The sequence below is a fragment of the Burkholderia sp. LA-2-3-30-S1-D2 genome, from assembly GCF_001523915.2.
In the GTDB taxonomy this organism is placed as follows: Bacteria; Pseudomonadota; Gammaproteobacteria; order Burkholderiales; family Burkholderiaceae; genus Burkholderia; species Burkholderia diffusa.
The window spans coordinates 2,499,833-2,524,504 of record NZ_CP013384.1; the positions used below are offsets into that span (position 1 = coordinate 2,499,833).

General features: G+C 64.8%; 22 protein-coding genes and 1 other RNA gene. 6 read left to right on the plus strand and 17 right to left on the minus strand.

The features are described from left to right. Nucleotides 1-195: 195 nt before the first annotated feature. Nucleotides 196-1,119: an alpha/beta hydrolase gene (locus WS66_RS24495; RefSeq protein ID WP_059599016.1), complete on the plus strand. Its 924-nt coding sequence runs from the start codon at nt 196-198 to the stop codon at nt 1,117-1,119. A gap of 22 nt (nt 1,120-1,141) precedes the next feature. On the opposite strand, the gene WS66_RS24500 is transcribed toward WS66_RS24495, so the two are convergent. Then, nucleotides 1,142-2,065 (minus strand): histone deacetylase family protein, encoded by a 924-nt coding sequence (locus WS66_RS24500; protein WP_059599015.1) that lies wholly within the window; start codon nt 2,063-2,065, stop codon nt 1,142-1,144. A 43-nt stretch (nt 2,066-2,108) separates the two neighbouring features. Between WS66_RS24500 and mltB the strand changes: the two genes are divergently transcribed. Continuing rightward, nucleotides 2,109-3,458 carry a lytic murein transglycosylase B gene (mltB, locus tag WS66_RS24505; protein ID WP_082728809.1) on the plus strand — a complete coding sequence of 450 codons (1,350 nt, stop codon included), beginning with the start codon at nt 2,109-2,111 and terminating at the stop codon, nt 3,456-3,458. A gap of 76 nt (nt 3,459-3,534) precedes the next feature. Here mltB and cysM read toward each other — a convergent pair whose 3' ends face one another. The 16 genes from cysM to gyrA form a co-directional block, all read right to left on the minus strand. Next, entirely contained in the window at nt 3,535-4,437 is a 903-nt protein-coding gene (cysM, locus tag WS66_RS24510) for a cysteine synthase CysM (protein ID WP_059599013.1), read from the minus strand. A gap of 206 nt (nt 4,438-4,643) precedes the next feature. Continuing rightward, the gene (locus WS66_RS24515; protein ID WP_059599012.1) at nt 4,644-4,988 is read right to left on the minus strand and encodes a ComEA family DNA-binding protein; all 345 of its coding nucleotides are present in this window, start codon (nt 4,986-4,988) and stop codon (nt 4,644-4,646) included. Nucleotides 4,989-5,061: 73 nt separating this feature from the next. Then, the gene (gene rfaD, locus WS66_RS24520; RefSeq protein ID WP_059507155.1) at nt 5,062-6,054 is read right to left on the minus strand and encodes an ADP-glyceromanno-heptose 6-epimerase; all 993 of its coding nucleotides are present in this window, start codon (nt 6,052-6,054) and stop codon (nt 5,062-5,064) included. Between the two features lie 64 nt (nt 6,055-6,118). Then, a complete protein-coding gene (rfaE1, locus tag WS66_RS24525; RefSeq protein WP_159086581.1) occupies nt 6,119-7,069 on the minus strand; it encodes a D-glycero-beta-D-manno-heptose-7-phosphate kinase in 951 nt (316 codons plus the stop codon). Nucleotides 7,070-7,076: 7 nt separating this feature from the next. Beyond that, on the minus strand, nt 7,077-8,477 hold the full coding sequence (locus WS66_RS24530; RefSeq protein ID WP_059599010.1) for a UDP-glucose dehydrogenase family protein: 1,401 nt from the start codon (nt 8,475-8,477) through the stop codon (nt 7,077-7,079). 90 nt (nt 8,478-8,567) lie between these two features. Then, complete coding sequence (gene lapB / locus WS66_RS24535; protein WP_059599009.1) at nt 8,568-9,740, minus strand: lipopolysaccharide assembly protein LapB; 1,173 nt, start codon at nt 9,738-9,740, stop codon at nt 8,568-8,570. Nucleotides 9,741-9,793: 53 nt separating this feature from the next. Then, the gene (locus WS66_RS24540) at nt 9,794-10,087 is read right to left on the minus strand and encodes a lipopolysaccharide assembly protein LapA domain-containing protein (RefSeq protein ID WP_059530004.1); all 294 of its coding nucleotides are present in this window, start codon (nt 10,085-10,087) and stop codon (nt 9,794-9,796) included. A gap of 210 nt (nt 10,088-10,297) precedes the next feature. Continuing rightward, nucleotides 10,298-10,621 (minus strand): integration host factor subunit beta, encoded by a 324-nt coding sequence (locus tag WS66_RS24545; protein ID WP_006750752.1) that lies wholly within the window; start codon nt 10,619-10,621, stop codon nt 10,298-10,300. Nucleotides 10,622-10,643: 22 nt separating this feature from the next. Beyond that, nucleotides 10,644-12,356, minus strand: coding sequence for a 30S ribosomal protein S1 (gene rpsA / locus WS66_RS24550; RefSeq protein WP_059599019.1), 1,713 nt, complete (start codon nt 12,354-12,356; stop codon nt 10,644-10,646). A gap of 141 nt (nt 12,357-12,497) precedes the next feature. Next, nucleotides 12,498-13,184 (minus strand): (d)CMP kinase, encoded by a 687-nt coding sequence (gene cmk / locus WS66_RS24555; protein ID WP_059599008.1) that lies wholly within the window; start codon nt 13,182-13,184, stop codon nt 12,498-12,500. Nucleotides 13,185-13,197: 13 nt separating this feature from the next. Next, nucleotides 13,198-14,502 carry a 3-phosphoshikimate 1-carboxyvinyltransferase gene (gene aroA / locus WS66_RS24560; protein ID WP_059530011.1) on the minus strand — a complete coding sequence of 435 codons (1,305 nt, stop codon included), beginning with the start codon at nt 14,500-14,502 and terminating at the stop codon, nt 13,198-13,200. Between the two features lie 20 nt (nt 14,503-14,522). Then, nucleotides 14,523-15,449, minus strand: a complete 927-nt coding sequence (locus WS66_RS24565; protein ID WP_059599007.1) for a prephenate dehydrogenase/arogenate dehydrogenase family protein — start codon at nt 15,447-15,449, stop codon at nt 14,523-14,525. Nucleotides 15,450-15,635: 186 nt separating this feature from the next. Then, on the minus strand, nt 15,636-16,718 hold the full coding sequence (gene pheA, locus WS66_RS24570) for a prephenate dehydratase (protein WP_059599006.1): 1,083 nt from the start codon (nt 16,716-16,718) through the stop codon (nt 15,636-15,638). A gap of 33 nt (nt 16,719-16,751) precedes the next feature. Further along, a complete protein-coding gene (gene serC / locus WS66_RS24575) occupies nt 16,752-17,834 on the minus strand; it encodes a 3-phosphoserine/phosphohydroxythreonine transaminase (protein ID WP_059530019.1) in 1,083 nt (360 codons plus the stop codon). A 161-nt stretch (nt 17,835-17,995) separates the two neighbouring features. Continuing rightward, nucleotides 17,996-18,595, minus strand: a complete 600-nt coding sequence (locus tag WS66_RS24580) for a DUF2059 domain-containing protein (protein ID WP_059599018.1) — start codon at nt 18,593-18,595, stop codon at nt 17,996-17,998. An 83-nt stretch (nt 18,596-18,678) separates the two neighbouring features. After that, a complete protein-coding gene (gene gyrA, locus WS66_RS24585) occupies nt 18,679-21,282 on the minus strand; it encodes a DNA gyrase subunit A (RefSeq protein ID WP_059599005.1) in 2,604 nt (867 codons plus the stop codon). A gap of 537 nt (nt 21,283-21,819) precedes the next feature. On the opposite strand from gyrA, the gene ompA reads away from it, so the two are divergent. The 4 genes from ompA (at nt 21,820) to ssrA (ending at nt 24,456) form a co-directional block, all read left to right on the plus strand. Further along, nucleotides 21,820-22,488, plus strand: coding sequence for an outer membrane protein OmpA (gene ompA, locus WS66_RS24590; protein WP_059599004.1), 669 nt, complete (start codon nt 21,820-21,822; stop codon nt 22,486-22,488). Nucleotides 22,489-22,640: 152 nt separating this feature from the next. Next, on the plus strand, nt 22,641-23,339 hold the full coding sequence (gene ubiG, locus WS66_RS24595; RefSeq protein WP_044844843.1) for a bifunctional 2-polyprenyl-6-hydroxyphenol methylase/3-demethylubiquinol 3-O-methyltransferase UbiG: 699 nt from the start codon (nt 22,641-22,643) through the stop codon (nt 23,337-23,339). A 13-nt stretch (nt 23,340-23,352) separates the two neighbouring features. Beyond that, on the plus strand, nt 23,353-24,069 hold the full coding sequence (locus WS66_RS24600; protein ID WP_059599003.1) for an HAD-IA family hydrolase: 717 nt from the start codon (nt 23,353-23,355) through the stop codon (nt 24,067-24,069). A gap of 17 nt (nt 24,070-24,086) precedes the next feature. Beyond that, nucleotides 24,087-24,456: a transfer-messenger RNA gene (gene ssrA / locus WS66_RS24605) on the plus strand. The last annotated feature ends 216 nt before the right edge of the window (nt 24,457-24,672 follow it).

The window sequence follows — 24,672 nt, forward strand, 5'->3', positions numbered from 1 at the left end:
TGGCGAAGCCCGCCAGTCGGCCGCCGATGCATCTGGAATAGCCCGCGATTTTACCGCAAACGCCTCATTCCACTTAACAATCGATTTCGATCTTTTCATAACCAGACGAAATTAGAGGAGCACTGCTGGTCCGCCGTGTGAGTGCCGCGACTATGATCCGGAACACCGATGCCAACCAAACAGGGGACCCGCCAGATGACCGCCACCACCACGCAGGTCGCCGCACCCGCCGCCATCGCAGCACGGGACACGGCAGCGCCGCCCGCCCCGCGGATGGGCCGGCTCCGTACCGCGGACGGGCTCGAACTGGCGTCGTATCGCTGGCCGGCTGGCGACGGCACGGAGCCGCCGCGCGCGACGATTGCTCTCGTGCATGGCCTCGCCGAGCATGCGGGCCGCTACTCCGCGCTCGCGGCCAGATTGAACGCGGCCGGCATCGACGTGCTGGCGATCGATCTGCGCGGGCACGGCCAGTCGCCCGGTAAACGCGCGTGGGTCGAGCGTTTCGACGACTACCTGAACGATGCGGATGCCCTCGTCGCCGAAGCCGCCCGCGACGATACGCCGCTCTTCCTGATGGGGCACAGCATGGGCGGCGCCGTCGCGGCGCTGTATGCGATCGAACGCGCGCCGGTTCGCGGCCACGCGCTGGCGGGCCTCGTGCTGTCGAGCCCGGCGCTCGCGCCGGGACGCGACGTGCCGCGCTGGATGCTCGCGATGAGCCGCTTCATCAGCCGCGTGTGGCCGAGCTTCCCCGCGATCAGGATCGACGCGGCGCTGCTGTCGCGCGATCCGGCCGTCGTCGCGGCCAATCGTGCCGACCCGCTCGTGCACCACGGCGCGGTGCCGGCGCGCACCGGTGCCGAGATCCTCGACGCGATGGCGCGCATCGAGCGCGGTCGCGGCGCGCTGCGCGTGCCGGTGCTCGTCTATCACGGCACCGAGGACAAGCTGACCGAGCCCGACGGAAGCCGCGCGTTCGGCGCACGCGTCGGCTCGCCCGATCGCACGCTGACGCTATACGAAGGCGGGTTCCACGAAACGATGAACGATCTCGAGCGCGACCGCGTGATCGATGCGCTGATCGAGTGGATTCACGCGCACGTGCAGGCGCGCTAAGCGCGCCCCGCCCCGCTCCCGGTCAGATGCCGGCCAGCACGCGCAGGTGCGCCACGACGCTGCGGCCGAGCGCGGACAGGTTGTAGCCGCCCTCGAGACAGCTCACGATGCGGCCCTGCGCATGCCGGCGCGCGACGTCGACGATCTGCGCGGTCAGCCATTCGAAATCGGCCTCGACGAGACCGAGGCTGCCGATATCGTCCTCTCGATGCGCGTCGAAACCGGCCGACACGAACAGCATCTGCGGCTTGAACGCGTCGAGACGCGGCAGCCAGAACATGTCGACCGCTTCGCGGATCGCCATCCCGTTGCTGCGCGCAGGCATCGGCAGGTTGACCATGTTCGGCGCCTGGTGATCGACGCCCGAGAACGGGTATAGCGGATGCTGGAAGAAGCTGCACATCAGCACCCGCTCGTCGTTCGCGAACGCGGCTTCAGTGCCGTTGCCGTGGTGCACGTCGAAATCGACGATCGCGACGCGCTCGAGGCCGTGGACGTCGATCGCATGCCGCGCGGCGATCGCGACGTTGTTGAAAAAGCAGAAACCCATCGCGCGCGCTGGCTCCGCGTGATGGCCGGGCGGCCGCACGCTGCAGAACGCATTCGCGTAGCGGCCTTCGATCACGGCGTCGGTCGCCGCGATCGCCGCGCCGGCCGCACGCAGCGCGGCGCGCCACGTGTCGCGGTTCATCAGCGTGTCGGGATCGATCTCGACGTAGCCGTCGACGGGCGTCATGCTGCGGATGTAGTCGATGTGGGCCTGCGTATGCACGCGGCCCAGCGCCACCTCGCTCGCGAACGGCGCGGTTTCGTGCACGATCAGGTCGTCGATGCGGCTCGCGATCAGTTGATCCTGGATCGCCGACAGGCGGGCCGGGCATTCCGGATGCCATTCCCCCATCTCGTGCAGCATGCAGTCGGGGTGCGTATAGAAGGCGGTTGCCATAATCTGTCATCCGCGACGCGGGGTGCGCCGCAGGTCTCCATCAATAATGTCCATCGTCTGCCGCGAATTCGCCGCTAACTTACCACAACGGTACGCTGCTTCGCCCCGGCACGCAGGATGCGTCGGGTATACTGCGCCGAACCCCATCGCCCTGTCCGCCCGCTTCGACATGAATTCCAGCAAGCCTGCCGCCCTTCTCTCCGCACTGTTCAGCGTTCGCGTTCCGCTCGTTGCTGCTGCCGTCGCCGCTACCGTGGCGGCCGCGCCCGCCGTCGCGCAGACGCAGCCCGCGAAGTCTCCCGGCACGCGCGTCGCGCAGGCGCAACCGCAGCAGCCGGCGCCGCAAGGGCAGACCTTCGAAGAGGAAATCGTTCCGCAGCGCTACGCGAACAACGCGAAAGTCGATGCGTTCATCGACGAGATGGTGAGCCGCAACGGCTTCGATTCCACAAGCCTGCATGCGCTGTTCTCGCGCATCAGCTACTCGGCCACCGCCGTGAAGCTCGTGAAGCCGGCTCCGACGCCTTCGGTAAAGAACTGGCGCGTCTATCGTTCGCGTTTCATCGAACCGATCCGCATCAACGCGGGCGTGAAATTCTGGAAGGCGAATCAGGCGACGCTGCAGCGCGCGTCCGAGGAATTCGGCGTGCCGCCCGAAGTGATCGTCGGCATCATCGGCGTCGAAACGATCTACGGCCGCTACATGGGCAACTTCCGCGTGCTCGATGCGCTGACGACGCTAACGTTCGACTACCCGGACACGCCGAATCGCGACAGTCGCCAGGCAACGTTCCGCAAGAATCTCGAGGACTTCCTCGTCTGGACCCGCGACAACCAGCTCGACCCGACCACCGTGCTCGGCTCGTACACGGGCGCGATCGGCATCCCGCAGTTCCTGCCGAGCAGCATCCGCGAGTATGCGGTCGACTACGACGGCGGCGGCCACGTCGATCTGCGCAGCAGTCCTGCCGATGCGATCGGCAGCGTCGCGAACTACCTGAAGCAGCACGGCTGGGAAACCGATCGCCCGGTAGTCTGGCGAATCACGCCCGACACGGGCAGCCTCGGCATTGCCCAGGCGGCCGCGGACGGTCAGCCCGAACCGCACTGGGCACTGTCGCAACTTCTGCGCGCCGGCATGACGCTCAACGAGCCGATGGTCAACATCACCACCGAAGCTGGCACGCCGGTCACCGTGGTCGATCTGCCGTCGCCGGGAAGCGCGACCGAATACATGCTCGGCCTCAAGAACTTCTACGTGCTGACGCGCTACAACCGCAGCTTCTTCTACGCACTCGCCGTGTACCAGCTCGGCGAAGCCGTGAAGGCGCAGATGGAAGCGAACGGCGCGCTGCCGCTGCCTGCGGCGGACACGGAAGCGCCGGCGCAGTAAGCACGGTCCGCGCAAAGAAAAAGCGCCGCTCATGCGGCGCTTTTTTATCGCGTGACGCTGCTGATGCCGTTCGGGCTCAGGCAGGAAATACGCCGGTCGACAGGTAGCGGTCGCCGCGATCGCAGACGATGAACACGATCGTCGCGTTCTCGACCTGACGCGCGATACGCATCGCGACTTCGCATGCGCCACCCGACGAGATGCCGGCAAAGATGCCTTCGACGGCCGCGAGCCGACGCGCCATCGTTTCGGACGCGGCCTGACTCACGCTCTCGACGCGATCGACGCGGCTGCGATCGAAGATCGTCGGCATATAGGCTTCCGGCCACTTGCGAATGCCCGGAATACGCGACCCTTCTTCCGGCTGCGCGCCGACGATCTCGATCGCCGCATTCTGTTCCTTCAGAAAGCGCGACGTGCCCATGATCGTGCCCGTCGTGCCCATCGCCGACACGAAGTGCGTGACGCGCCCCTCGGTGTCGCGCCAGATCTCCGGGCCTGTTCCTTCGTAGTGCGCGATCGGATTGTCGGGGTTCCCGAACTGATCGAGGATCACCCCCTTGCCTTCGCGCTGCATCTGCTCCGCGAGGTCGCGCGCCAGTTCCATCCCGCCCTTTACGGGCGTCAGGATGATTTCGGCGCCGTAAGCGGCCATGCTCTGGCGACGCTCGATCGACAGATCCTCCGGCATGATCAGCACCATCTTGTAGCCGCGGATCGCCGCTGCCATCGCGAGCGCGATGCCCGTGTTGCCGCTCGTCGCCTCGATCAGCGTATCGCCCGGCTTGATGCGACCGCGCGCCTCAGCCTTGCTGACCATCGACAGCGCCGGGCGATCCTTCACGGAGCCGGCCGGATTGTTGCCCTCCAGCTTCGCGAGCACCACGTTGTTGCGTGCGCGAATCTCGTCGTCCGGCAGGCGGACCAGTTGCACGAGCGGCGTGTTGCCGATCGTGTCTTCGATAGTTTTGTAAGCCATGGAGATACCGTGAGTGCGAGGCCGATCAATCGATTGATTGTAAACCAGCACCGGGGCTCGCGCCGGCAACCCCATTGTGACGATGGAATAGATGTGCCGCACGATTGACGAGTGTGCATTTGCAGCATGCACGCAAAAAACCCGCGGCATGCCGCGGGAAGCCGTCGCAACGACGGCGGCTGAAGGAGCCCTTTGTCTCGCGTGCGTTACTTCTGCGCGGTGCGGGCAGGTGCCGCAGCCGGCGTCGCCGCCGCGGGTTTGCCCGCGGCCGGTGCCGCAGCACCTGGGCCGGCCGTACCGATCGTCAACCCTTCCCGCTGAAGGCGCTCGACCGTATGGCCGCCCATGCCTTTCACGCGCGATGCGAGATCGTCTGCATTCCTGAAAGCCCCCCGTGCACCGCGCTCGTCGAGAATCGCCTTCGCTCGCGCGGGACCGATGCCCTTGATGCCGACGAGTGCATCTTCGTTCGCGGTGTTGACGTCGACGGCCGCCCAGGCCGACGCGATCGCGCCGAACATGGCGGCGGCGGCAAACCATTTCCTGATCATGTACTGGATCTCCGATGAAAACGGTCGGCGGCTGCCGACCGTGAGACCCAGTCTAGCGATGCGACGCGCAGGCTTAAACCTGGCCGGATAGCCAACGCACGTAGCGATCGACACCTTCCTGCACCGTCAGGAACGGCGCATCGTAGCCGGCAGCACGCAGTTTCGTCTGGTCGGCCTGCGTGAAGCACTGGTACTTGCCGCGCAGCGCATCCGGGAACGGCACGTACTCGATCAGCCCTTGCTCGACCTGCTGCGCGAGCGTCAGCGGCGGCAGGTTGTCGAGCGCGCGCAGCGTGTTCACGACCGTCGATGCGATGTCGTTGAACGGTTGTGCCCGGCCGGTGCCGAGGTTGAAGATGCCCGATTTCTCCGGATGATCGAAGAAGAACAGGTTCACCTTCGCGACGTCCTCGACCGACACGAAGTCGCGCGTCTGCTCGCCCGGCGCATAACCGTTGTACTCGCCGAACAGCTTGACCTTGCCTTCCGCGCGGAACTGGTTGAAGTTGTGGAACGCGACCGACGCCATGCGGCCCTTGTGTGTCTCGCGCGGACCGTACACGTTGAAGTAGCGGAACCCGGCGATCTGGCTCTTCGCGCTCGGCAGCACGCGGCGGATCACCTGGTCGAACAGGAACTTCGAATAGCCGTAGACGTTCAGCGGCGCCTCGACTTCGCGCTCCTCGACAAAACGCGTCGAGCCGCCGTAGATCGCGGCCGACGACGCGTACAGGAACTGCGCGCCCTGCGCGAGGCACGCATCGAGCACCGCGCGACTATAGCGGAAGTTGTTGTCCATCATGTAGCGGCCGTCGGTTTCCATCGTGTCCGAACAGGCGCCTTCATGGAACACCGCGCGTACCTTGCCGAAATCGCCGCGCGCGAAGCGCTCGACGAATTCCGTCTTGTCGAGATAGTCGTCGATCTCGCAATCGACGAGATTGCGGAACTTGTCCGCGCGCGTCAGATTGTCGACCGCGATGATGCGCGACTCGCCACGCTCGTTGAGCGCCTTGACGATGTTCGCGCCGATGAAACCGGCTGCGCCGGTGACGATGATGGTCATGGTCGTTCTGCCTGAAAAACTGCAAGAAATACGTGCGGCCCGCTCGGCGCGCCGCCGAATACACTCAGTGAAACAGCTCGTCGTAGGCTACCGTGGCCGTACCCAGCTTGCCGACCACGATGCCTGCCGCACGGTTCGCGAGCACGACGGCATCGACGAGCGGCACGCCGGCACCGAGCATCGTCGCGACCGTCGCGATCACGGTATCGCCTGCGCCAGACACGTCATACACCTCGCGCGCGAGCGCCGGTGCGTGCAGTTCGCCCGCTGCGGAAAAAAGCGTCATCCCCTCTTCCGAACGTGTGAGCAGCAACGCGTCGAGATCGAGCTCCGCACGCAGCTTCGCGACACGCGCGCGCAGGTCGTCTTCCGATTGCCACTGGCCGATGACCTCGCGCAACTCGGCACGGTTCGGCGTGATCAGCGATGCGCCGCGATAGCGCGCCCAGTCGCCGCCCTTTGGATCGACGAGCACCGGCTTGCCGGCCGCGCGCGCCTTCTCGATCATCGTGGTAACGTGCGTCAGACCGCCTTTCGCGTAATCCGACATCAGCACGACGTCGTGCTGCGGCAGCAGCGCATCGAAACGCGCGAGCCCGGCGAGCAGCACCTCGTGCGTCGGCATCGCCTCGAAGTCGACGCGCAGTAGCTGCTGCTGGCGCGCGAGCACGCGCAACTTGATCGTCGTCGGCAGTGACGCATCGCGTTCGAGATGGGGCGTCACACCGCTGCTGCCGAGCAATTCGACGATGCGCTCGCCAGGCTCGTCGCAGCCAACCACGCACAGGAGCCCGGCCTGACCGCCGAGCGTCACCGCGTTGCGCGCGACATTGGCCGCACCGCCAAGCCGCTCTTCCTGGCGCTGCACGTGCACGACAGGAACCGGCGCTTCCGGAGAAATGCGCTCGACGTTGCCGAACCAGTAGCGGTCGAGCATCACGTCACCGACCACGAGCACGCGCGAACGCGCGAGCTGCGCGCGCGGTACCGTCACCACTTCGCGAAGGGTAGTCATCGTGCGTTCATCCACGGGGAGAGGACTGGGGGTCGACATGCGGGCGCCCGATCGCATGGTAGTCGATGCCGAGTTCGGCCATCGCGTCCGGCTCGTACAGATTGCGTCCGTCGAAGATCACCGGCGCCTTCAGTTCGGCCTTCAGGCGCGTGAAATCCGGGCTCCTGAATTCCTTCCATTCGGTGACGATCACGAGCGCATCCGCGGCGGTCACGGCCGCGTCCTGGGTATCGACGAAGTGCAGGCGCGCAAGCGCGTCGGGAGCCTCACCGAGATCGAGCGCGAACACACGGCGCGCCTCGTCGATCGCGACCGGATCGTACGCGCGCACGGTCGCGCCACGCCCGAGCAGCGCGGCGATCAGCCGACGGCTCGGCGCCTCGCGCATGTCGTCCGTGTTCGGCTTGAACGCGAGGCCCCAGACCGCGAATTCGCGGCCGTTCAGGTCTGCGCCGAAGCGCTGCTCGATCTTGCCGATCAGCACGTCCTTCTGTGCGGAGTTGGCCGCTTCGACGGCCTCCAGGATGCGCAGCGGCTGACCGTTTTCGCTCGCGGTGCGAATTAACGCCTGCACGTCCTTCGGGAAGCACGAGCCGCCGTAACCAACGCCCGCGTACAGGAAGTGATAGCCAATGCGCGGATCGGAACCGATCCCGCGGCGCACGGCTTCGATGTCGGCACCGACCTTGTCGGCGAGATTCGACATCTCGTTCATGAACGAAATGCGCGTTGCGAGCATCGCATTCGCCGCATATTTCGCGAATTCCGCCGAACGCACGTCCATGTAGATCGTGCGCTCGTGATTGCGGTTGAACGGCGCGTACAGCTTCTTCATCTTCTCGCGCGCCACCGTGCCCGTCTCGTCGTCGTCGACACCGATGATGATTCGGTCCGGGCGCATGAAGTCCTCGACTGCCGCGCCTTCCTTCAGGAATTCCGGATTCGACACGACCGAGAAACGGTGCTCGACGCTGCCCGCGAGGCCGCGCGCGCCGAGTGCCTCGTCGACCACCGCGCGCACGCGCTGCGCGGTGCCGACCGGCACCGTCGACTTGTCGACGATCACCTTGAAACCGGCCATGTACCGGCCGATGTTGCGCGCCGCCTCGAGCACGTATTGCAGGTCGGCCGAACCGTCCTCGTCGGGCGGTGTGCCGACCGCGATGAACTGGATCTCACCGTGGGCAACGCTCGCCTCGATGTCGGTCGAGAAGCGCAGACGTCCTGCCGCGCGGTTGCGCGCGATAATGTCCAGCAGGCCCGGTTCGTGAATCGGCATCCCGCCGTTGTTCAGGATCTCGATCTTGCGCGGATCGACATCCAGACAGAAGACGTCGTGGCCGATCTCGGCGAGGCAGGAGCCCGTGACGAGACCGACATAGCCAGTGCCGATGATGGTGATTTTCATAGATGTTCCGGTACGTCCCGGTAAATGACAAACTTGGCCGCCGGACCGGGCCCGGCGACAACCGCAGCGCTTGCGCGTCGAACGCCGGGATCAGCCCGGCATCGCAGGTTCGACGCGGCGCGGCGCATAGGTTTCCCAGCCGCTGCATCCGGGGCACTGCCAGTAGAAGAGCCGTGCCCGGAAACCGCAATTCTGGCACGTATAGCGTGGCAGATTCTTGGTGCGCTGCTTGATCAGCGCACGCATCATTTCAAGTTCCTTACGGCGCGGCTCGTCGGCGGCCGCGATCTGCGCATCGAGCAGGTGCAGCATGCCCGACAGGTTCGGCGACTTCTCCATCTGCGTACGCGCGAGTGTGTGCGCCGCTTCCTGGCCGCGCAACCCGGCGATGTGCTGATAAGCAATATCGAGCAGGTCGTTCGACGTATAACGATCGACGTAGCCCATCAGCAGCTCGGCACCCTCGACCGGTTTGCCGAGCGCGACGTAGGCCTTCATCAGCTTGTCGGCGACGAGCGGCAGATACGCCGGATTCTGCGCTTCGACACGCTTCCAGTGCTCGATCGCGGCCGCGTGATCGCTCGCCGCCTGCGCGGCGTCGCCGGACAGGATCGTCGCGCGGACGTTCTGCGGGTTCGCTGCAAGCGCGAGCTTCAATTGATCGGCCGCAGCCGCCGTGTTCTTGCGTTGCAGCGCCTCCTGCGCGAGTTCGCAATGGAACTGCGCGATTTCGGTGCCGAGCGGCTTGTCGCTCATCGATTCGATGCATTTCGCGGTATCGATCGATTTGTTCCAGTCCTTCTCGATCTCGTAGATCGTCAGCAGCGCCCGCTGCGCGCCCAGCGCGTAATCGCCATCGGCGAGCCGGTGGAAGGTCTCCTCCGCACGATCGAGCAGGCCGGCCTTCAGGAAATCCTGGCCGAGCTCGTACAGCGCGTGGTCGCGCTCGTTCACCGGCAGGTCCGTGCGGCTCAGCAGGTTCTGATGCACGCGGATCGCACGGTCCGTTTCGCCACGGCGGCGAAACAGGTTGCCGAGCGCGAAGTGCAACTCGACCGTCTCGGGGTCGAGCTTCGCGACCTCGATGAACGCGTCGATCGCCTTGTCCGGTTGTTCGTTCAACAGAAAGTTCAGGCCGCGGAAATACGATCGCGGCAGGTTGGCGCTCTCCGACAGGAGGTTCTTCAGGTCATAGCGGGACGCCGCCCAGCCGAGCGCGAACGCCACCGGAATCGCGAGCAACCACCAAAAATCCAGATCCATGCGAAATATCGAAGCAGAGACGAAAACCGCGCCAGAGTCGCGCGGCGTCCGTGTTAAATGACGGGCGGCATCGGCGGCTGGTCGACGACGGCCGGGGTTTCGCGCGCCGTACGCAGATCGCGCTTCAGGCGCCCGTTCTCGAGGCGCATGCGGAAGATCGCCGGCAGCGCGGACAGCAGGCCGGCCAGCAGCCCCACGACAAAGAACGCGAGGCCGATCAGGATCAGCGGCGCTTGCCATGCGTAGCCGGCAACGAAATTCAGCGTCGCGGTTTGCGTATTGGCCAGCGCGAGCACCAGCAACAGCACGAACACCAATACCCGGATCAGCCAGACGATAAACTTCATGTAGCCCTCTCTTTGTTGAGGTTTGCCGTGGCGCGCGACTCCCCTTCGCGGCGCCGAATCGACCCGTATTGTAAAGGAAGCGTTTCCGCGTCACCGCACATCCTGCGGGTACGCATTGTCACGCGGCCGCCGGAAATGAAAAAAGCGCCCGCAAGGGGCGCTTTTTTCTTCAGCCTTCGCCGGACGGATTCCGGGCAAGCCGCACGACGCTCAACGCTCGTCGTCCGGATCATCAGCTTTCAGCGGCTCGCCGGCGCGGCCGTCGACGCGTTCACGCAATTCCTTGCCGGGCTTGAAGTGAGGCACGAACTTCTCGGGCACCTGCACTTTCTCCCCCGACTTCGGGTTGCGCCCAACGCGCGCCGGACGACGGTTGAGGCCGAAGCTGCCGAAACCCCGAATTTCGATGCGATGCCCTTTCGACAAGGCGTCGGACATTGCATCGAGCATCGTTTTCACCGCGAAATCCGCATCCTTGAGGACAAGTTGCGGAAATCGCAGTGCCAGCTGCGCGACCAACTCGGATTTGGTCATACTTCAGCAGACCTCGTGAGGCTTACTGGTTCTGGCCGTCGAGCTTCGCCTTCAGCAGCGCGCCGAGGTTGGTCGTACCGGTCGCAGCAGCGCTGGTGTCCGACTGCAGGCCGCGGATCGCTTCCTGTTGTTCAGCCGAATCCTTCGCCTTGATCGACAGGTTGATGCCACGCGACTTGCGATCGATGTTGATCACCATCGCGTTGACCTTGTCGCCTTCCTTCAGCACGTTGCGTGCGTCTTCGACGCGATCCTGCGAGATTTCCGACGCGCGCAGGTAGCCTTCGATGTCACCCGTCAGCGTGACGACAGCGCCCTTCGCATCGACCGACTTCACCACGCCGTCGACGATCGAACCCTTGTCGTTCATTGCAACGTAGTTGCTGAACGGGTCGCCTTCGAGCTGCTTGATGCCGAGCGAAATACGCTCCTTCTCGACGTCGATACCGAGCACGATCGCTTCGACTTCGTCGCCCTTCTTGTACTTGCGAACGGCTTCTTCGCCGGCTTCGCTCCACGACAGATCCGACAGGTGGACCAGGCCGTCGATGCCGCCCGGCAGACCGATGAACACGCCGAAGTCGGTGATCGACTTGATTGCGCCCGTGATCTTGTCGCCCTTTTTGAAGTTGCGGCTGAAGTCATCCCACGGATTCGGCTTGCACTGCTTCATGCCGAGGCTGATACGACGACGGTCTTCGTCGATCTCGAGGACCATGACTTCGACTTCGTCGCCCAGCTGGACAACCTTCGACGGAGCAACGTTCTTGTTGGTCCAGTCCATTTCCGACACGTGGACGAGGCCTTCGATGCCCGATTCCACTTCGACGAATGCGCCGTAGTCGGTGATGTTCGTGACCTTGCCGAACAGGCGCGTGCCCGACGGGTAACGGCGCGAGATGCCTTCCCACGGATCGTCGCCCAGTTGCTTGATGCCCAGCGAGACGCGGTTCTTCTCTTGATCGAACTTGAGGATCTTCGCGGTGACTTCCTGGCCAACCGACAGGACTTCGCTCGGGTGACGCACACGACGCCATGCGATGTCGGTGATGTGCAGCAGGCCGTCGATGCCGCCGAGGTCGACGAACGCGCCGTAGTCGGTGATGTTCTTGACCACGCCGTTGACGATCGCGCCTTCCTTCAGCGTCTCGAGCAGCTTTGCGCGCTCTTCGCCTTGCGTTGCTTCGATCACTGCACGACGCGACAGCACGACGTTGTTACGCTTGCGATCGAGCTTGATCACGCGGAACTCGAGCGTCTTACCTTCGTACGGGGTCGTGTCCTTGACCGGACGCGTGTCGACCAGCGAACCCGGCAGGAACGCGCGGATGCCGTTGACCATCACGGTCATGCCGCCCTTCACCTTGCCGGTGATCGTGCCGGTGACGAGTTCGTTGTTGTCGAGAGCCTTTTCCAGCGACAGCCACGATGCAAGGCGCTTCGCCTTGTCGCGCGACAGGATCGTGTCGCCGTAGCCGTTTTCGAGTGCGTCGATCGCGACGGACACGAAATCGCCCGACTGCACCTCAACCTCGCCCTGATCGTTCAGGAATTCCTCGATCGGAATGTAAGCCTCGGACTTCAGGCCTGCATTGACGACCACGAAGTTGTGGTCGACGCGCACGACTTCGGCGGAAATCACTTCGCCGGCGCGCATGTCTTGGCGGGTCAGCGACTCTTCGAACAGAGCCGCGAAAGATTCAGTATTCGGGTTGGAGGTTTGCAGGTCGGACATAAAAATCTGATTGTGCATGGATCGCTGTGCCACGCCGGCCGGAATGGCAGGCTGAAAGGGCCAGATCGAAGCCACACGGGGTTAAGGGTTCGAAACACGCTCCGCGCTTCTCGCGCAAAGCACCTACTGCTGCCCGCCTTCTCAGGCGGGCTGACCGAGCGTTCGGTACCACTGCAGCACCTGGTCGACTGCTTCATCAACCGAAAGCGCCGACGTATCGAGCAGCTTGGCATCTGCCGCAGGCTTCAGCGGCGCGGCTGCGCGATTGCTGTCGCGCGCGTCACGTTCACGAAGATCCCGGAGCAAGTTATCAATATTAGCAGAAAAACCTTTTTGCATCAATTGCTTATGCCGCCTGGTCGCGCGAGCCTCGGCACTGGCCGTCAGGAACACCTTCAGCACGGCGTCCGGGAAGATCACAGTGCCCATGTCGCGGCCGTCGGCAACGAGGCCCGGCGTCTTGCGGAACGCGCGCTGGCGCGCGACGAGCGCGGTACGCACCGGCCCGTGCACGGCAATGGCCGACGCGCGGTTGCCGACCGCTTCGGCGCGGATGTCGTTCGACACGTCGACGCCGTCGAGCTGCGCGCAGCCCTCGCGGAACGTGATGTGAAGATCGTCGATCAGCTTCACGAGCGCGTCGACATCCTCCGCCGCGATGCCGTAGCGCACGCTCGCGAGCGCGGCGAGCCGGTACAGCGCGCCGCTGTCGAGCAGGTGAAAGCCGAGATGCGCGGCGACGAGCGCCGCGACGGTCCCCTTGCCGGAAGCGGTCGGACCGTCGATCGTGATGACGGGGGTCGGGTGAAAGGGTCGGGTTGATTTCATCGGAACTGTCGGGTCAGGCTTTGGCGAGCGCGGCAAAGCGGTCGAAATAGTCGGGGAACGTCTTGCCGACGCACTTCGGATCGTTGATCCGCACAGGCACGCCGCCCAGGCTGACGAGCGAGAAGCACATCGCCATCCGGTGATCGTCGTACGTGTCGATCGCTGCATTCGGCGTGAGCCGTTGCGGCGGCGTAACGACCAGATAGTCGGGGCCTTCCTCGACGATCGCGCCGACCTTGCGCAGTTCGGTCGCCATCGCGGCGATGCGGTCGGTTTCCTTCACGCGCCAGCTCGCGATGTTGCGCAGCGTGCTCGTGCCGCTCGCGAACAGCGCCGCGACCGCGATGGTCATCGCCGCGTCGGGAATCAGGTTGAAGTCCATGTCGATCGGCTCGAGCTTGCCATGGTCATGGCCGATGCCGCGCACTTCGATCCAGTCGTCGCCCATCGATACGTTCGCGCCCATCTGCATCAGCGCGTTCGCGAAGCCGACGTCGCCCTGGATGCTCGCGCGCCCCACGCCCTCGACGCGCAGCGGGCCGCCGCCGAGCGCGCCGGCCGCGAGGAAGTACGAGGCCGACGATGCATCGCCCTCGACCATGATGCGCCCCGGCGAACGGTAGCGGACGCCGGCCGGCACGACGAAGCGCTGCCAGCCGTCGCGCTCGACGGTCACGCCGAAGCGCGCCATCAGCCGGATCGTGATGTCGATGTACGGCTTCGAGATCAATTCGCCGTCGACTTCGACGACGATCCTGCCGTCCTTCGCCTTCACGAGCGGCAGCGTCATCAGCAGCGCGGTGAGGAACTGGCTCGACACGTCGCCGCGCACGCGGATCGGCGCGTCGACCGTGATCGCGGCAGGCTTGATCCGCAGCGGCGGAAAGCCTTCGTTTTGCTCGTAGTCGATCTGCGCGCCGATCTGCCGCAGGCCGTCGACGAGGTCGCCGATCGGCCGCTCGTGCATGCGCGGCACGCCGTGCACGCGATAGTCGCCGCCGTTGACTGCGAGCGCCGCCGTCAACGGTCGCACCGCGGTGCCCGCGTTGCCGAGGAACAGATCGGCGGTCTTCGCGGTGAACGCGCCGCGCGTGCCGGTGACGACACAGGTGTCGCCCTCGCGCGCGAGCTTCACACCAAGCTTGCCGAGCGCGTCGAGCATCACGCGCGTGTCGTCGGAATCCAGCAGGTTGGTGATCGTCGTATCGCCTTCAGCAAGCGCCGCGAGCAGCAGCACGCGGTTCGAGATGCTTTTCGAGCCGGGCAGGCGCACGGTACCCGACGCGCTGGAATATGGGCCGAGATCGAGATAGTCCATGGGAATCGTCCTGTTTCCTGTTATTTCTTGACCGGTTCGGCAGCGGGCTGCGCGCCACGTTCCTGCCAGGCCTTGCGTGCAGCGCGCGAGCGAGTGAACACGGCTTCGAGCGCCGCGCCATCGCCGGCGTCGATCGCCGCACGCAGCCGGGCGAGCACGCGCGTATAGCCGTCGAGCTCATCGAGCAGCGCCGTGCGGTTCGCGACACACACGTCGCGCCACATTTCCGGGCTCGACGCCGCGATCCGCGTGAAGTCGCGGAAGCCGCCCGCCGCGTACGAGAATTTCAGTTCGGCATCCGCCTCGCCGAGAATTTGCTCTACGAGCGCGAACGACAGCACGTGCGGCAGGTGACTGATCGACGCGAACACGCGATCGTGCTGCGCCGTGCTCATGGTGCGCACGTCGGCGCCGGTCGCCCGCCACATCGCATCGATCCGCGCGACCGCTTCCGGCGCGTTCTCCGGCAACGGACACAGCACGACATTGCGACCGACGTACAGATCCGGCAGCGCGGCCTCGACGCCGCTCGATTCGCGCCCGGCGATCGGATGGCCCGGCACGAATTGCGCAATCCGCGCACCGAGCGCATCGCGTGCCGCCGTAACGACGTCGGACTTGGTGCTGCCAGCGTCGGTGACGATCGTCGCAGCGTCAAGCCACGGCGCGATGCGCGCGAGCAACGGGCCCGTTTGCGCGACGGGCGCAGCCAGCAATACGAGATCGGCGCCGGCAAGCGCGTCGCGCAGTTGCGCATCGTCGTCGAGCGCCACCGCGCGATCGATCACGCCGAGCGCGAGCGCGCGATCGACCGCTGCACGCGAACGACCGACGCCGACGACTTCGCCCGCGCCACCCGGTGTGCGCTCGCGCAGCGCGCGCGCCAGCGATCCGCCGATCAGGCCGACGCCGAAGATGACAAGTTTGTTGAATGCAAAGCCTGACACGACAAGAGCCAAGTGACGCGCGCGGAACGACGCCCCGCGCACGGAAGTCCAGATTCCGGGCAACGGGCCCGCACCCGGTGCGACCTGCACCGGATACCGCCCGAACCCGCCTTGGGCAGCGCCGCCCGGCCTGCCCCACCCGCTTCGCCGCGCCGCCCGCTGGTGCAGGCGACGGGCCGCTACGCGTCAGCGCGCGCGCGGATACGAACCGAGTATCTTCAGGAACGCGGCCTTCTGGCCGAGCTCCGCGAGCGCGGCGGCCACGGCTGGCTCGTCCCGGTGCCCTTCGATGTCGATGTAGAAGTAATACTCCCACGTGCCGACCCGCGCGGGGCGCGACTCGAAGCGCGTCATCGACACACCGTGCCGCGCGAGCGGTTCGAGCAGCTTGAACACCGCGCCCGGCTCGTTCTTCACCGACACGATCAGCGACGTCTGGTCGTGACCGCTCTGCCCGGCCGGCTGCTTGCCGACGATCACGAAGCGCGTGCGATTGTGCGGATCGTCCTGAATCAGCGAGAACGCGATCTGCAGGCCGTAGTGCGCGGCTGCGCGGTCGCCTGCGATCGCCGCGACGCTCGGATCCGCCGCCGCGAGACGCGCGGCCTCCGCATTGCTCGACACCGCTTGCCGCTCGAGCTGCGGCGCGTTCGCGGCAAGCCACTGCTGGCATTGCGCGAGCGCCTGCGCATGCGCGCAGACGCGCGTCACGCCGTCGAGCGTGCCGCTCTGCGTGAGCAGGTTGTGATGGATCGGCAGCGCGAGTTCACCGCTGATCAGCAACTGCGTCTGCAGCAGCAGGTCGAGCGTGCGCGACACCGCACCTTCGGTCGAGTTCTCGACCGGCGCGATGCCGAATGCGGACGCGCCTGCCTCGACCGAGCGGAATACCTCATCGATCGACGGACACGGCAGCCCTTCGATCGACTGGCCGAAGTACTCGAACATCGCCTGTTCGCTGTACGTGCCGACCGGCCCGAGGAACGCGACGTGGATCGTCTGTTCGAGCGCGCGGCTCGCGGCCATGATCTCGCGCCAGATGGCGCTAATGTGCTCGCTCGCGAGCGGTCCCGCGCTCATGTCCTGCAGGCGCGCGATCACCTGCAGCTCGCGCTCCGGCCGGAACACCGGCGCGTTGAAATGCTTCTTGACCTCGCCCACCTCTAGCGCCACCGCGGCGCGCTGGTTGAGGAGCGCGATCAGCTGCGCGTCGATCGCGTCGATGCGGTCGCGCAGCGGTTTCAGGCGGGAATTCAGTTCGTCGTCCATGCGTAGTTGCCGTGCTGTTTGAACAGCGCGCGCTCAGGCGCCGCGCTGTTCGAAGTCCTTCATGTACTCGACGAGCGCTTTCACGCCCTCGAGCGGCACCGCGTTGTAGATCGACGCCCGCATGCCGCCGACGGACTTGTGGCCCTTCAGCTGCAGCAGCCCGCGCGCCTTTGCGCCGGCAAGGAAGTCTTCGTTGCGCGTTTCGTCGGCCAGGAAAAAGGGCACGTTCATACGCGACCGCACCGCCGGCTCGACCTTGTTCAGATAGAAACTGCTCGCATCGATTGTGTCGTAGAGCAGCTTCGCCTTCTCGATATTGCGCGCCTCGATCGCCTCGAGGCCGCCCTGCCGCTTCAGCCACTGGAACACGAGGCCCGCGATGTAGATCGCATAGGTAGGCGGCGTGTTGTACAGCGAGTTGTTCGCGGCGACGGTCTTCCATTCGAATGCGGACGGACAGATCGACAGCGCGCGATCGAGCAGATCCTCGCGCACGATCACGACCGTCACGCCGGCCATCCCGATGTTCTTCTGCGCGCCGCCGAACAACACGCCGTACTTCGCGACGTCCATCGGACGCGACAAAATGTGTGACGACACGTCCGCGACGAGCGGCACGTCGCCGAGGTCGGGAATCTCGAACGTCTCGACGCCGTCGATCGTCTCGTTCGTGCACAGATGCACGTAGGCCGGATCGTCCGACAGCTGCCATTCGGCGCGGGCGGGCGCGCGCGTGAAACCGTCGGCCGTCTTGCCGGATGCGGCCAGATGCGGCGTGCCGTATTTCTTCGCTTCGTTGAACGACTTCTGCGACCACGAGCCCGTCACGACGAAGTCGGCGGTCTTGCGCGAACCAAGCAGGTTCATCGGCACGATCGCGTTCTCGGCAATGCCGCCGCCCTGCAGGAACAGGATCCGGTGGCTGGCCGGCACATCGAGCAGCTCGCGCAGGTCGGTCAGCGCTGCCTCGTGGATCGACATGAATTCCTTGCCGCGATGGCTCATCTCCATCACGCTCATGCCGCTGCCGTGCCAGTCGAGCATTTCGTCGGCGGCCTGCCGCAGCACTTCCTCGGGGAGCGCCGCAGGACCGGCGGAGAAATTAAAGACGCGCATCGTGAAAACCTCGGGAGGGACGCGACCGGCTTGCCGCCGGCAGAAAGAACCGCGCCAGAAAAGGAATGGCCGCTTGCGCTCGCGCGCAAACGGCCATTATCGCACTGTCATCAGGCTCCCGCCAAACCCGGCCGAACGGCCGGGCGGCGTGCCCGGACGGCTTACTTGCCCGGCTTGACTGCAGCGACTTCCTTGTCAGCCTGCGTACGCGTTGCCTGGATCGCTTGCGGCATGTACTTCTGCATTAGGCCGTTGACCACGTCGCGACCGACCTGATCCTGAACCTGGATGAACTTGCGGCCCGTCGGGCTCTTGTAGAACGTCGTCAGATCCTTGATCTCCGACGTGCTGTAGTACTTCGCGTAAGCGTCGTACTGGGCCGACATCGCGTCGCTCTGGAACTGCTGCGTGCCGAACACCTTGCCCGCGCCGTCAACCAGCTTCGGCACCGCGTTCTTCTGCAGCGTCGGCACGGCGGCTTGCTTTTGCTTGTCGTTCAGCGTCTTGTTTTCCGACAGCGCGTCCGACAGGATCGCCGGCACGAGTTGCTTTGCCTGCATCTCGGCGCTGTTGCCGATTGCCGACACGAGCTTCGGCGCGTCGATCGCGTCGAGCAGATCCTTGATCGCCGCCTTCTTGTCGGCGTCGATCGGCGCAGCTGCCGCGGTCGCAGTCGGTGCGGAATTCGACAGCGCTTGCGCCATCGCGAACGTCGGCACCAGTGCAGCCAGCAGAACCAGTTGCTTGAATTGCTTTTGCATCATCACTCCCTTTTGGAAATATGAATGGTTGCTCGCCGGCCGCGGCGCTTCACGCCCGCGGCGGCCAGAGTCTCATCCGTTCTTCAGGCTTCGCCGTCCGACGCCTCGTCGGCCTCGCCATCGCCCTCTTCGGCCTCCGCGATCTGCTGCAGGCCAGAAAGCTTGGTACCCTCATCGAGACTGATGAGTGTAACACCTTGCGTGGCACGCCCCATCTCGCGAATCTCGGATACGCGGGTGCGAATCAACACGCCGGCCGTCGTAATCAGCATGATCTGATCCTCGGCGTCGACGAGCGTCGCGGCCACGACCTTGCCGTTGCGCTCGGACGTCTGGATCGCGATCATACCCTTCGTACCGCGGCCGTGGCGCGTGTACTCGGTGATCGGCGTGCGCTTGCCGTAGCCGTTCTCGGTTGCGGTGAGCACGGTCTGCTCCTCGCTGCCCGCGACCAGCATCGCGATGACCTGCTGGCCGTCCTCGAGCTGCATGCCGCGCACACCGCGCGCCTCGCGACCCATCGGACGCACGTCGTTCTCGTCGAAGCGAACGGCCTTGCCGGCGTCGGAGAACAGCATCACGTCGTGCGCACCGTCGGTGATCGATGCACCGATCAGGAAGTCGCCGTCGTCGAGGCCGACCGCGATGATGCCCTTCTTCATCGGGCGGCTGAATGCTTCGAGCGGCGTCTTCTTCACGGTGCCGAGCGACGTCGCCATGAAGATGAACTTGTCGGCCGAGAACTCCTTGACCGGCAGTACGACGTTGATCTTCTCGCCTTCCTGCAGCGGGAACATGTTGACGATCGGACGGCCGCGCGAGTTGCGCGAGCCCTGCGGCACTTCATAGACCTTGACCCAGTACACGCGGCCGCGGTTCGAGAAGCACAGGATGTAGTCGTGGGTGTTCGCGATGAACAGCGTCTCGATCCAGTCGTCTTCCTTCATCTGCGTCGCCTGCTTGCCGCGGCCGCCGCGCTTCTGCGCGCGATACTCGGACAGCGGCTGCGACTTCACGTAGCCCGCGTGCGACATCGTGACGACCATGTCCTGCGGCGTGATCAGGTCTTCGGTATTCAATTCGGTCGCGTTCAGCTCGATCTTCGAGCGGCGTGCGTCGCCGAATTCGGCCTTCACCGCCGTCAGCTCCTCGCCGATCATCGTCGTGATCCGCTCGGGGCGCGCGAGGATGTCCAGCAGGTCGGCGATCTGCGCCATCACTTCGCGGTACTCGCCGATGATCTTGTCCTGCTCGAGACCGGTCAGGCGCTGCAGACGCATCTGCAGGATTTCCTGCGCCTGCGTGTCGGACAGACGGTACAGCCCGTCGGCCTGCATCCCGAACGCCGGGTTCAGGCCTTCCGGACGGTACGCGGAGCGGCCGCCCGCCGACGCGTTCTCGGCCTCGGCGCGCGTCAGCATATCGCGCACGAGCGACGAATCCCACGGCTTCGCCATCAACTCCTGCTTCGCGATCGGCGGCGTCGGCGCTGCCTTGATGATCGCGATGAACTCGTCGATGTTCGCGAGCGCGACCGCGAGACCTTCGAGCACGTGGCCGCGTTCGCGGGCCTTGCGCAGTTCGTAGATCGTGCGGCGCGTCAGCACTTCGCGTCGATGCGACAGGAAGCACTGCAGGATTTCCTTCAGGTTCAGCAGCTTCGGCTGACCGTCGACGAGCGCGACCATGTTCATGCCGAACGTATCCTGGAGCTGCGTCGCCTTGTACAGGTTGTTCAGCACCACTTCGGGCACTTCGCCGCGCTTCAGCTCGATCACGACGCGCATGCCGCTCTTGTCGGACTCGTCGCGGATGTCGGAGATGCCCTCGAGCTTCTTCTCGTTGACGAGCTCGGCGATACGCTCGAGCAGCGAGCGCTTGTTCACCTGGTACGGCAGCTCGTCGACGATGATCGCCATCCGCTGACCGCGGTCGATCTCCTCGAAGTGCGTGGCCGCGCGCATCACGACGCGGCCGCGCCCGGTGCGATAGCCGTCGCGCACGCCGGCGACACCGTAGATGATGCCGGCCGTCGGGAAGTCCGGCGCCGGGATGATCTCGATCAGCTCGTCGATCGTCGCTTCCGGGTTGTTCAGCAGGTGCTGGCACGCGTCGACGACTTCGTTCAGGTTGTGCGGCGGGATATTGGTCGCCATGCCGACCGCGATACCCGACGAGCCGTTGATCAGCAGGTTCGGGATGCGCGACGGCAGGACCGACGGCTGCATCTCGTTGCCGTCGTAGTTCGGCTCGAAGTCGACCGTTTCCTTGTCGATGTCGGCGAGCAACTCGTGACCGATCTTCGCCATGCGAATTTCGGTGTAACGCATCGCCGCGGCATTGTCACCGTCGATCGAGCCGAAGTTGCCCTGTCCGTCGATCAGCATGTAGCGCAGCGAGAAGTCCTGCGCCATCCGCACGATCGTGTCGTACACCGCGGTATCGCCGTGAGGGTGATACTTACCGATCACGTCACCGACGATACGCGCCGATTTCTTGTACGCGCGGTTCCAGTCGTTGTTCAGTTCGTGCATCGCGAACAGTACGCGCCGGTGCACGGGCTTCAGGCCATCGCGGACATCCGGAAGGGCACGTCCGACGATCACGCTCATCGCGTAATCGAGATACGAACGGCGCATTTCCTCCTCTAGGGAGGTGGGCAGGGTCTCTTTGGCGAATTGATCCATGTATCCGTATCGTTTCGGAGCGAAGACGGCGAACGCCTTTCGCGTGGGCGCTGCATGCGCAACGCAACGCGAGATTCTAACATGCACGCATCAGCCGCCAATTCGCCACCCCCTCTATATGTAAACAGCAAAAATCACGGCCCATGGCAAAGGCATCCCGGACCGGCCATGATTGCGCCCCATTCAGGAAGCCCGGGTCCCTCGGACCCTTGTCACGCACGCGCGCAAACCCCTTGCGGCCTTTCATGCAATTTCGCGGACACACTCTTGACAATCCCTGAAAGTTACGGCAGGCGGGTGTTGCGCATGCACCACAAAGTTGAAGCGATCTTGGGGTGGGGAGGATTTTTTTTCGTAGGAAGGGAACGATATGGCAAAATGCCAACGCACTGAAAGTTAGACGCTGCTCGAAGTCTACACAGAGCGGTGCCGCGTTTTTTGTGCCGCACCAATGTTATACTTCGAGCAATGTATGACTTGTCACCGTCAACAGGCTCGCAGTAAACCTGCGGTAATCTCAATTTCGAGAGGAGAAATATGAATAAACTTTCAAAGCTCGCGTTCATTGCAGCTACCGCAGTTATGGCTGCATCCGCTTCGGCACAGTCGGTGCCGGCGTCGCGTCAAGCCGTCAACGACAACTGGGTGAACGGCACGGGCGAATGGGTGTGGATGAACGGCACGAACGAGCTCTGCTGGCGTGACGCGTTCTGGACGCCGGCCACCGCCAACGCGAAGTGCGATGGCGCACTGGTCGCCCAGGCACCGCAGCCGCCGGTCGCTCCGGTTGCTCCGGCCATCACGAGCCAGAAGATCACGTACCAAGCCGACGCACTGTTCGACTTCGACAAGGCAACGCTCAAGCCGCTGGGCAAGCAAAAGCTGGACGAACTGGCTTCGAAGATCCAGGGCATGAACACGGAAGTGGTCGTCGCTACGGGCTACACGGACCGCATCGGTTCGGACAAGTACAACGACCGCCTGTCGCTGCGCCGCGCACAAGCCGTCAAGTCGTACCTGGTCAGCAAGGGTGTCCCGGCCAACAAGATCTACACGGAAGGCAAGGGCAAGCGCAACCCGGTCACGACCGGCTGCAACCAGAAGAACCGCAAGCAACTGATCGCCTGCCTCGCACCGGACCGCCGCGTGGAAGTCGAAGTGGTCGGTACGCAACAAGTCCAGAAGACGACCGTTCCGGCGAAGTAAGCCGCGGTTTTCGACTGCTTCAAAGCCCCGCTCCGGCGGGGCTTTTTCTTTGACGCCCGCCCAGGCGCTCGCTGGCCTCGTTGTGCGCCCCCTTATATACTCGGGGCTGACGTACCGACGCACCGCCCTCCTTCCGTAGCCCGTTTGCCGACATGACCAACGCCGATCCGCACGAACTCCAGAAATTCAGCGACCTCGCCCATCGGTGGTGGGACCCGAATGCCGAATTCAAGCCCTTGCACGACCTGAATCCGGTCCGGCTCGGCTGGATCGATTCGCATGCGCACCTCGCCGGCAAGCGCGCGCTCGATATCGGCTGCGGCGGCGGCATCCTGTCCGAATCAATGGCCGGGCTCGGCGCCCAGGTGAAAGGCATCGACCTGTCGACCGAAGCGCTCGGCGTCGCCGACCTGCACAGCCTCGAAAGCGGCATCACGGTCGACTACGAGGCGATCGCCGCCGAAGCGATCGCCGAACGCGAGCCGGGCACTTACGACGTCGTCACCTGCATGGAGATGCTCGAGCACGTGCCTTCGCCGGCCGGCGTCGTCGCCGCGTGCGCGACGCTCGTGAAGCCGGGCGGCTGGGTATTCTTCTCTACGCTGAACCGCAACCTGAAGTCCTACCTGTTCGCGGTAATCGGCGCTGAGTACATCGCGCAGATGCTGCCGAAGGGCACCCACGACTACGCGCGCTTCATCCGCCCGTCGGAACTGGCGAGCTTCGTGCGCGGGACCGATCTGCACATCGTGGAGATCAAGGGTATTACCTATCACCCGATCGGCAAGCGCTTCGCGCTGTCGAACGACACCGACATCAACTATCTCGTCGCGTGCCGCCGCGGCGCGTGACCCTCCGACCGGCATGACGATCCCCCTTTCGACCGAGCGGCCCGCATTCGACGCGCCGCGCCTGGTGCACTGCGATGCCGTGCTGTTCGACCTCGACGGCACACTCGCCGACACGGCGCCCGATCTCGCCGCTGCAGTCCACAAGATGCAGCGCATGCGCGGCCTGCCCGAAACGTCGCTCGACGTGCTGCGGCCGCTGGCATCGGCCGGCGCGCGGGGCCTGCTTGGCGGCGCATTCGGAATCGATCCGCATTCGCCCGGCTACGATGCGATGCGCGACGAGTTCCTGACCAATTACGCGACCGACATCTGCGTGCACACGGTGCTGTTCCCCGGCATCGGCGACGTGCTCGACGAACTCGATGGACGCGGCGTGCGCTGGGGCATCGTCACGAACAAGGCGATGCGCCTCACCGCGCCGCTCGCCGACCTGCTCGGCCTCGCGCCGCGCGCGGCCTGCATCGTCGGGGGCGACACAACGCCGCACTCGAAACCGCATCCGGCCCCGCTGTTGCATGCGGCGGAACAAATGACACTCGCGCCGGAGCGCATCGTCTACGTCGGCGATGATCTTCGCGACATCCAGGCTGGCAGCGCGGCGGGGATGGCGACGGTCGCGGCCGCGTACGGCTACTGCGGTGACGGCGTCGCGCCGGCTGACTGGCAGGCGCAGCATCTGGTCGGCACGACGCAGGAACTGCGCGAACTGCTGCGCCATGTTGGGCTATAATGGTGGATCTTATCCGCGGGGGCGACCTGGTTTCGACAGGGGTTGTGAAGCGGCTAGGGCATGTCGAGGACCCGTCACCTCGTTAATCAATGGGAAAATCGTAACTGCAAACGACGATACGTTCGCACTGGCAGCCTAACGGCCGCCGTCCTCTGCCTAGTTCACTGACGGGCTAGAGTCGCAAGACCGGTAGCAATACCGCCAGAGGTCATTTACGTCAGTTAAGCCCTGTCGGCGTCGCGACGCCAGGGTCGAAAATCTAGCGAATCGCCGTAGTGCAGCGTGTTCGTCCGCGTCGCTGCGGTTAAATCAAATGACTGAACTAAACATGTAGAACTAGTCGTGGAGCGCTTCTGGACGCGGGTTCGATTCCCGCCGCCTCCACCAAATTTCGCGCTTGACGCACGAACCCCGCACGACGCGAGTCTGCGGGGTTTTTTGTTGCCGGGGAAGCCGAACGTCCCGTGCCTTCCGAAAAAGCGCCCAGCCCCGGACGGGCCGGGCGGAATGCCGCCAGCATTCCGACGGCAGGAGGTGACGGATGTTCGGCGTCGCCCGCACGGTGATCGACCGCGGCGGACGGCACCCTGCCCGGCACGCGAC